We start from the raw sequence: 243 nt of genomic DNA, 5'->3' as shown, positions 1-243 counted from the left end.
CCTTATCCCATATCCGCTGCGGAGGTCCGTCGGCGGTGCGGACACGGACAGCAGCAAATCGGGCTTTCAACCGACCTTTGGTCCCGCTGCGCCAACTCACGGCTTTCCATTTGGCACTGGCCAGCATGTGTTCTGCTGCAATTGATAAGATATCGGGCACGTGGTGCTTTCGTGGTTTCCCGCGGACTTTGGTAATCGGCCAAATGAGCTTCACATCGACCGGATACACCTTCAGGTGCCGAG

The 243-nt window shown here is 57.2% G+C and carries 1 pseudogene; it reads right to left on the bottom strand.

The features are described 5' to 3' along the window. A pseudogene (locus FNJ47_RS48480) lies at positions 1-243 on the bottom strand (IS701 family transposase); the annotation flags it as partial.

This window comes from Bradyrhizobium uaiense (assembly GCF_010811875.1).
GTDB lineage: Bacteria > Pseudomonadota > Alphaproteobacteria > Rhizobiales > Xanthobacteraceae > Bradyrhizobium > Bradyrhizobium uaiense.
Note: the sequence above shows the minus strand (reverse complement) of the source record. Positions and strands in the feature narration are given on the sequence as shown.